Origin of the sequence: Actinophytocola sp. (assembly GCF_035942955.1) — a bacterium.
GTDB lineage: Bacteria > Actinomycetota > Actinomycetes > Mycobacteriales > Pseudonocardiaceae > DASYTH01.
Genome location: NZ_DASZCQ010000257.1, coordinates 1 through 8,340 on the forward strand (window position 1 = coordinate 1; position 8,340 = coordinate 8,340).

The 8,340-nt window shown below is 70.0% G+C and carries 7 protein-coding genes; 6 read left to right on the plus strand and 1 reads right to left on the minus strand.

The window, feature by feature from the left end:
• Positions 1-17: 17 nt before the first annotated feature.
• Positions 18-1,175 carry an 8-amino-7-oxononanoate synthase gene (locus VGX25_RS26320; RefSeq protein ID WP_326920591.1) on the minus strand — a complete coding sequence of 386 codons (1,158 nt, stop codon included), beginning with the start codon at positions 1,173-1,175 and terminating at the stop codon, positions 18-20.
• A 247-nt stretch (positions 1,176-1,422) separates the two neighbouring features.
• On the opposite strand from VGX25_RS26320, the gene VGX25_RS26325 reads away from it, so the two are divergent.
• Genes VGX25_RS26325 through VGX25_RS26350 form a run of 6 tightly spaced genes read left to right on the plus strand, consistent with a single transcriptional unit; the run spans position 1,423 to position 8,302 of the window.
• Positions 1,423-2,238 carry an ABC transporter ATP-binding protein gene (locus VGX25_RS26325; protein WP_326920592.1) on the plus strand — a complete coding sequence of 272 codons (816 nt, stop codon included), beginning with the start codon at positions 1,423-1,425 and terminating at the stop codon, positions 2,236-2,238.
• A complete protein-coding gene (locus VGX25_RS26330; RefSeq protein WP_326920593.1) occupies positions 2,235-3,134 on the plus strand; it encodes an ABC transporter ATP-binding protein in 900 nt (299 codons plus the stop codon). Before VGX25_RS26325 ends, VGX25_RS26330 begins: the two co-directional genes overlap by 4 nt.
• On the plus strand, positions 3,131-4,990 hold the full coding sequence (locus tag VGX25_RS26335; protein ID WP_326920594.1) for an AMP-dependent synthetase/ligase: 1,860 nt from the start codon (positions 3,131-3,133) through the stop codon (positions 4,988-4,990). Before VGX25_RS26330 ends, VGX25_RS26335 begins: the two co-directional genes overlap by 4 nt.
• Positions 4,987-5,874: a branched-chain amino acid ABC transporter permease gene (locus VGX25_RS26340; RefSeq protein WP_326920595.1), complete on the plus strand. Its 888-nt coding sequence runs from the start codon at positions 4,987-4,989 to the stop codon at positions 5,872-5,874. Before VGX25_RS26335 ends, VGX25_RS26340 begins: the two co-directional genes overlap by 4 nt.
• Positions 5,871-6,980 (plus strand): branched-chain amino acid ABC transporter permease, encoded by a 1,110-nt coding sequence (locus VGX25_RS26345; protein ID WP_326920596.1) that lies wholly within the window; start codon positions 5,871-5,873, stop codon positions 6,978-6,980. Before VGX25_RS26340 ends, VGX25_RS26345 begins: the two co-directional genes overlap by 4 nt.
• Before the next feature lie 23 nt (positions 6,981-7,003).
• Entirely contained in the window at positions 7,004-8,302 is a 1,299-nt protein-coding gene (locus tag VGX25_RS26350; protein WP_326920597.1) for an ABC transporter substrate-binding protein, read from the plus strand.
• The last annotated feature ends 38 nt before the right edge of the window (positions 8,303-8,340 follow it).

Here is an 8,340-nt window from a genome sequence, read left to right on the forward strand (position 1 = left end):
GCGGAAGGCCCCCTTCGTCACACTCGGCCCCCGGCCGGCGCGCACTTGCTGATCACCTCGACCGCCCGTTCCAGCTCGGTGTCGGTGAGGTCGGCGCGGGCGGTGAGGCGGAGGCGGGAGATCTGGTCGGGGACCGAGGGCGGGCGGAAGCAGCCGACCCAGACGCCGGCCGTGCGGCAGTCGGCGGCCCAGGTGACCGCGGCCTCCGGGGAGGGGGCGCGGACCGAGACGACGGCCGCGGTGGGGGCGCTGACGGTCAGGCCGGCCGCGCGGAGGCCGGAGGCGAGGGCGTCGGCGGCGTGGCGGGCGCGGGCCGGGCGGTCGGGTTCGTCGCGCAGGACCGCGAGGGCGGCGAGGGCGGCGGCGGCGCTGCCGGGGGCGAGGCCGGTGTCGAAGATGAAGCTGCGGGCGGTGTCCACCAGGTGCTTGATCACCCGGCGGGGGCCGAGGACGGCGCCGCCCTGCGCGCCGAGCGACTTGGACAGGGTCAGGGTGGTCACCACGTCGGGCTCGCCGATCACGCCGGCCTCGGCCATGGCGCCGCGGCCGCCCGGGCCGCGGACCCCGAGCGCGTGCGCGTCGTCGACGACGAGGGCCGCGCCGTGCGAGCGGCACACCTCGAGCAGGGCGCCGAGCGGCGCAAGGTCACCGTCCACCGAGAACACCGACTCGGTCACCACGAGCGCGCGCTCGTGGCGGCGGGTGGCCAGGGCGTGACCGGTCGCGGCGAGGTCGACGTGGCCGGCCACGGCGACGTCGGCCCTCGACAGCCGGCAGCCGTCGATCAGCGAGGCGTGGATGTAGGCGTCTGTGACGATCGCGCTGCCCCGGCCGGACAGCGCGGTCACGGCGGCGAGGTTGGCGGTGAACCCTGAGGAGAACACCAGCGCGGCCTGGGTGCCGCAGAACCGGGCCAGCTCCTGCTCCAGCTCGCCGTGCAGGTCGGTGCTGCCGGTGACCAGGCGCGAGCCGGTGGCCCCCGCGCCCCAGCGCAGCGTGGCGGCCGCCGCCGCGCCGCTGATCCGCTTGTCCCTGGCCAGCCCGAGGTAGTCGTTGCTGGCCAGGTCGAGCAGGTCGGAGTCGGCCCGGCGGGGCCGCAGCTGCCGGGTCAGCCCGGCCGCGCGGCGCTCGGCGGCGCGGTCGTCCAGCCAGTCGAAGACGCGGGTCGGATCCACGGCCGGAGTCTTGCAGGCGGGCACCTACGGCACCCTCGAGGGCGGTTCGAGCTGCCCGATGTGCCGGGTGCCCAATGCCGTCGCCGTCAGGCTGTGATCGTGCACAAGCAGCCAAAACCGGCCGGTAACAGTTCGGCCTGCCGCTTGCCGGGCCTCGCCGCCAACAGCTACGGTCCGTGTCTGACGTGATCCAGGTCACGACGGGTTTTGCATGCTCGGGGCTGAGCGGAGAGGCATGACTGCAGCGATGCGACCGACGGCTTCCGTGGCCTCCCCGATCTTGTCGGTCAGCAACCTCGAGGTCGTGTACGACGACGTGATCCAGGTGCTCAAGGGCGTCAGCCTGGCCGTGCCGGAGGGCAAGATCGTCGCGCTGCTCGGCGCCAACGGGGCCGGCAAGACCACGCTGCTACGCGCCATCACCGGGCTGCTCGACGTGCACGAGGGCGAGATCACCAAGGGCTCGGTGACCTTCGCCGGCCGGCCGATCCACCACCTGCCGCCCACCAGGATCGCCGCCCTCGGGATCAAGCAGGTGCTGGAGGGCCGGCGGATCTTCGCCGAGCTGACCGTGGAGGAGAACCTGCGGGTGGGCGGGCACGTCGCGGCCAAGCAGCTGCGGACCAACCTCGAGCGGGTGTTCGGCCTGTTCCCCGTGCTGGCCCAGCGCCGCAAGCGCACCGCGGGCTACCTGTCCGGCGGCGAGCAGCAGATGCTGGCGATGGGCCGGGCGCTGATGTCCGAGCCGCGCTGCCTGCTGCTCGACGAGCCGAGCCTGGGCCTGGCGCCGCTGATCGTCCAGCAGATTCGCGACCTCATCGTGGAGATCAACGCGGGCGGCACCACGGTGCTGCTGGTCGAGCAGAACGCCACGATGGCCCTGTCGATCGCCGAGCACGGCTACGTCATGGAGAACGGCAAGATCGTCATGGACAAGCCGGCGAAGGAGCTGCTCGAGGACTCCGACGTCCGCGAGTTCTACCTGGGACTCGGGGCCGAGGGCGCGGCCAAGTCGTTCCGCGACGTCAAGCACTACAAGCGGCGCAAGAGGTGGCTCTCGTGAGCGGGAGCGCCGGAGCGCGCGCCGGCTGGACTGACGAGCGCGCGCAGGCGCGAGGAACGAGCGCCGAGCACGCGAGGAGGGACGCCGGCGTGGTAGCGGAGGCGCGGAGCGAACAATCAAGCACCGCGCTGGTCTTCGACGACGTGCACCTGTCCTTCGCCGGGGTGAAGGCGATCGACGGCGTGTCGTTCACGGTCGGCCCCAGCGAGCTGTTCTCGATCATCGGACCGAACGGCGCCGGCAAGACCTCGATCTTCAACGTGCTGTCCGGGGTGTACCGCCCGCAGTCCGGCCGGGTCAGCTTCGCCGGCACCGACCTGATCGGCAAGCGCCCGCACGTGATCGCCCGGCTCGGCATCTCCCGCACGTTCCAGAACATCGAGCTGTTCGCCAACCTGACCGTGGTGGACAACCTGATGCTCGGCCGGCACCACCACAACGCCTACGGGACGCTTGCGGCGTTCGCCTGGCTCGGCCGGGCCCGCCGGTCGGAGCTGGCGAACCGGGCCGCGGTCGAGGACATCATCGACTTCCTCGAGCTGGAGCAGTGGCGGCGGTTCCCGGTCGGCCTGCTGCCCTACGGGGTGCAGAAGCGCGTGGAGCTCGGCCGGGCGCTGGCCATGGGGCCCAAGCTGCTGCTGCTCGACGAGCCGGTGGCCGGCATGAACCTCGAGGAGACCGAGGACATGGCCCGCTACATCCTCGACGTGCGCGACGAGCTGGGCATCCCCATGATCATGGTGGAGCACGACATGGGCCTGGTGATGGATCTGGCCGACCGGGTGCTCGTGGTCGACTTCGGCCGGCCGATCTGCACCGGGACGCCCGGCGAGGTGCAGGACAACCCGGACGTGATCCGCGCCTATCTCGGCGAAGAGCACGGAGGTGCGCGATGACCGCAGTCGCCCAGCAGACCATCACGACCGTCACCGTCGCCAGCCGGGTGCGGGCGAGAGCCAAGGAGATGCCCGACCGGATCGCCTTGCGGGAGAAGGACTTCGGCATCTGGCAGGAGGTCACCTGGGCCGACTACTGGGATCGTGCCGAGCTGGTCGGGCATGCCCTGCTGGCGCTGGGCATCGAGCCGGGCGACCGGGTGGCGGTGCACTCGGAGAACCGGCGCGAGTGGCTGTACTCCGACATCGGCACGGTGGCGATCCGGGCCACCACCGTCGGGCTGTACCCGACCAACCCGGCGGCCGAGGTGGCGTACCTGCTGTCGCACTCCGGCTCCCGGGTGCTCATCGCCGAGGACCAGGAGCAGGTGGACAAGGCGCTCGACGTGCTCGACCAGCTGCCGGACCTCGAGAAGATCGTCTACATCGAGCCGCGCGGCATCCGGTACCGCTACGACGACCCGAAGCTGATGTCCTGGGAGGATTTCCTGGCGCTGGGCACGGAGCACCGCGCGGCCCACCCGGACGCCGTCGAGCGGCGGATGGCCGAGGCGACCGAGGACGACGTGCTGACCCTGGTCTACACCTCCGGCACCACCGGCCCGCCCAAGGGCGCCATGCTCTCGGTGTCCAATGTGGAGTACTGCATCAAGGTGCTGGTGGAGGGCGGCGGGTTCACCTCCCCGCCACCGTCCCCTTCGGACGTCACGCTGTCCTACCTGCCGCTGTGCCACGTCGCCGAGCGGATCTTCACCACCTGGTTCTCCGCCTGCGCGGGCATTCAGGTGCACTTCGCCGAGTCGATCGAGACCGTGCAGACCAACCTGCGCGAGGTGCAGCCCACGATCCTGTTCGGGGTGCCGCGGATCTGGGAGAAGGTGCTCGCCGGGGTCCGGATCCGGATCGACTCGGCCACCTGGCTCAAGCGCGCGTTCGGCCGGTTCTGGCTGCGTGAGGCCGATCGCATCGCCGCGACGCTGGTGCGCAACGGCGGGCGGCACACCGTCGGCACCCGGCTGCGGTACGCGATCGGCTGGCTGTTCTTCTTCCGCGCGCTGCGCGACCGGATCGGCATGCGCAAGGTCCGCTACGCCGCGTCCGGCGCCGCCCCGATCGCGCCGGAGGTGCTGCGGTTCTTCATGGGTATCGGGGTGCCGATGCACGAGGTGTACGGGATGACCGAGAACACCGCGATCGCCACGGCGAACCGGCCGGGCCGGGTCAAGGTGGGCACGGTGGGCGAGCCGCACCCGGGGGTGGAGCTGCGCATCGACGAGTCCACCGGCGAGATCCTGACCAGGCACCCCGGCACGTTCGCCGGGTACTGGCGCGATCCGGAGGCCACCGCAAGGACCATCGACTCCGACGGCTGGCTGCACACCGGCGACGTCGGCGAGTGGGTGGACGGCACCCACGTCAAGATCACCGACCGGATGAAGGACCTGATCATCACCGCGGGCGGCAAGAACGTGGCGCCGTCGGAGATCGAGAACGCGCTGAAGGCCTCGCCGTTCATCAAGGAGGCCATCGTGATCGGCGACCGGCGGGCGTACCTCACCGCGCTGATCGGGATCGAGCTGGAGACCGTCGGGCACTGGGCGCAGGCGCGCAAGCTGGCCTACACCACCTACCGGGACCTGTCCGACAAGCCGGAGGTGCGCAAGCTCGTCCAGTCCATTGTGGACAAGGTGAACGAGCGGTTCGCCTCCGTCGAGCAGATCAAGACGTTTGCCATGCTGCCCAAGGAGCTCGACCACGAGGACGGCGAGCTGACCGCGACCCAGAAGGTGAAGCGCTCGGCCATCGCGACGATGTTCGCCGAGCAGGTCGAGGCGATGTACAAGGTCAAGCGATGACGGAGCTGATCCAGAGCCTGGTGCGCGGGCTGGGCAACGGCTCGGTGTACGCGTTGCTGGCGTTCGGCTTCGTGATCATCTACAAGTCGATGGGCGTGATCAGCTTCGCCCAGCCGGCGTTCATGCTGGCCGGGGCGGTGCTGGTGACCTATCTGGTCACCGGCATGAACTTCTACCTTGCCGTGATCGTGGCCGCGGCGCTGATCGCGCTGCTGGCCGTCGGCACCGAACGGGCGGTGATCCGCCCCATGATCGGCAAGCCGGTGTTCGTCATCTCGATCATCACGCTCGGCCTGGACATCGTGATCAGGGTCGTGGTGAGCGGCTTCCTCGGGCTTGACGTGCGGCCGGTGCGCGACCCGTGGGGCCTGAGCACGACCAACCTGCTCGGCACCGACGTGCAGGTGCGCTACCTGGTGATGTTCGTGACCACCATGGTGCTCGTCGGCGTGCTGTTCGCGTTCTTCAAGTACTCGCGGATGGGGCTGGCCATGCGGGCGGCCGCGTTCGACCAGGAGGTGGCCCTGGCCCAGGGGGTCTCGGTGGGCATGGTGTTCACCCTGTCCTGGGCGATCGCCGGCGCGCTCGCCGCGCTGGCCGGGGTGTTCGTGTCCACCGGCGCCGGCGTCGACCAGGCGCTGTGGATCATCGCGCTGAAGGCGCTGCCGGTGATCATCCTCGGCGGCCTCGACTCGCTGGGCGGCGCGGTGATCGCCGGCCTGGTGATCGGCGCGGTCGAGTCCCTCGTCGGCACCTACGGCGCGGACGTCGCGCCGTGGCTGGGCGGCGAGTTCTCTCTCGTCACGCCGTACCTGGTGATGATGCTTGTGCTGCTGGTGCGACCGTACGGCCTGTTCGGGACCCGTGAGGTGGTGCGGATATGACCTCCGTGCGCACCCGGTTCGGCCGGCCGGAGCTGTACACGTCCTACAAGCAGGACATGGCGCTGCTGAACACCACCGGCAAGAAGGTGTTCATCGGCGTGCTGCTGGTGATCGCGCTGGTGCTGCCGTTCTCGGTGGACGACGACGTGCTGCAGCTGTTCGCCACCGGGTGCGCGGCGTCGATCGGCGCGATCGGGCTGAACATCGTCACCGGTTACGCCGGTCAGGTGTCGCTCGGCCACGCGTTCTTCGTGGCCATCGGCGCGTACACGGCGGCGGCGCTGTCCGGCGACCCGGACGGGCGGGTGCTCGGCCTCGGGGTCACCGAGGTGCCGGTGTGGCTGCTCGCCGCCGGGACGCTGTCCGCGGTGGCCGGGGCCCTCGTCGCCCCGCTGGCGGTGCGGCTGCGCGGGCTCTACCTGGCGATTGTCACGCTCGGCCTGGTGTTCATCGGCCAGTGGCTGTTCCGGGAGTGGACCGACCTGGCCGGCCCGCCCGACATCGGCCGGCCGGCCCCGGTGGCCACGCTGTTCGGCGCCCGGATCGACCAGGACAGCCCGAACTTCACCCGCGTGCAGCAGCTCTACCTGCTGATGCTGGTGCTCCTGGTGGTCTTCGCCCTGCTCGCCAGGAACCTGGTGCGCTCGCGCACCGGACGCGCGTTCGCCGCGATCCGGGACCGGGACATCGCCGCCGCGGTGATCGGGGTGAACCTCACCCGGTACAAGGTGATCGCGTTCGCGATCTCCTCGTTCTACGCGGGCGTCGCCGGCGCGCTGCTCTACGTCATCCCGCAGACGTTCACCGCCGGCAACTTCAACCTGCTGCTGTCCGTGCAGTTCATCGCGATGATCTTGATCGGCGGGGTGGCCACGATCTCCGGCTCGATCATGGGCGCGATGTTCATCACGCTGCTGCCGCGGATCACCAGCGAGCTGCCCGGCGTGCTGCCGTTCATCGGCGAAGGGGGTGTCCCGGTCCATCTCGTCGAGTCGATCCTCTACGGGCTGCTGATCATCGGGTTCCTGTTGTTCGAGCCGAGAGGCTTGTTCGGAATATGGATTCGCGTACGCAACTACTGGAAGGCGTGGCCGTTCTCCTACTGAAACGGCCAGGAAGGAGGCGTCACATGTCACGACGCATCGTCGCGGCGCTGGCTGTGCCGCTTGCGCTCACCCTGGTGGTCACCGGCTGCCGGTCCCAGGAGCCAACCGCGCCGCAGACCGGCAAGGAGGGCAACAAGGTCGACTTCGGGGTCACCAACGAGCCCTGCCCCGGCTCGACGCACCAGGACCGGGGCTGCATCTACCTCGGCACGATCTCCGACCTCACCGAGGGCCCGTTCCGGGCGCTCGCCGTGCCGATCACCGAATCGCAGAAGGCGTTCTGGAAGCGGGTGAACGACCAGGGCGGCATCGGCGGCTACGACATCGACGTGACCACCTACGTCAAGGACAACAAGTACAACCCGCAGGTGCACAACCAGGTGTACCAGGAGATCAAGCCGAAGATCCTGGCGATCGCCCAGTCGCTCGGCTCACCGACCACCGCGGCCATCCTGCCCGACCTCAAGGCCAGCAACATCGTCACGGCCCCGGCGTCGTGGACCTCGTTGTGGGGCTTCGAGGACGTGATTCTCGAGTCCGGCACGAACTACTGCTTCGAGTCGATGAACTCGGTCGACTACGCGGTCGACAAGCTGGGCGTCAAGAGCGTGATGGCCGTGCACCTGGCCGGTGACTACGGCGACGACGCCGCGGCCGGCGCCAAGATCGCCGCGGAGAAGCGCGGGCTGACCTTCACCGACGTCAAGACCGCCACCGGGCAGGACAACCAGGGTGGCGCCATCGACGCCATCGTGTCCGGCAACCCCGATCTGGTCATCCTGACCAATGGCCCGACCGACGCCGCGGTGATCATCGGCCAGACGGCGGCCCGCGGGTACAAGGGCAAGTTCATCGGCACCGGGCCGACCTGGAACCCCGGCCTGCTGCAGAGCGCGGCCGCGCCGGCGATCACCGCGCTGTACCTGCAGTCCGGGCCGTGGTCGCCGTTCGGCACCGACACCCCGGGCCACCGGGCCATGCGCGAGGCGATCGGCCAGGTGCCGCAGAAGAACGACGGGTACACCTCCGGCTGGGTGTGGTCGTACCCGCTGAAGGCGGCGCTGACCAAGGCGGCCGAGAACAAGGACCTCACCCGCCAGGGGCTGCTCAACGCGGTGAAGTCGCTCACCTCGGTCGACTACGAGGGCATGCTGCCGTCGGGCGCCGGCAACTACAACGGCGAACCGAACGACACGGTGTTCCGGCAGAGCCAGATCGCCAAGCCGGATCCCAAGGCGGACTCCGGTGTCACGACGATCGAGCAGTTCTTCACCGGCCCGACCGCGAAGGACTACAAGTTCGAAAAGCCCTGCTACCAGTAGGCCCGTCGACGCGCGGCGGGACGTCCGCTCCATGACGT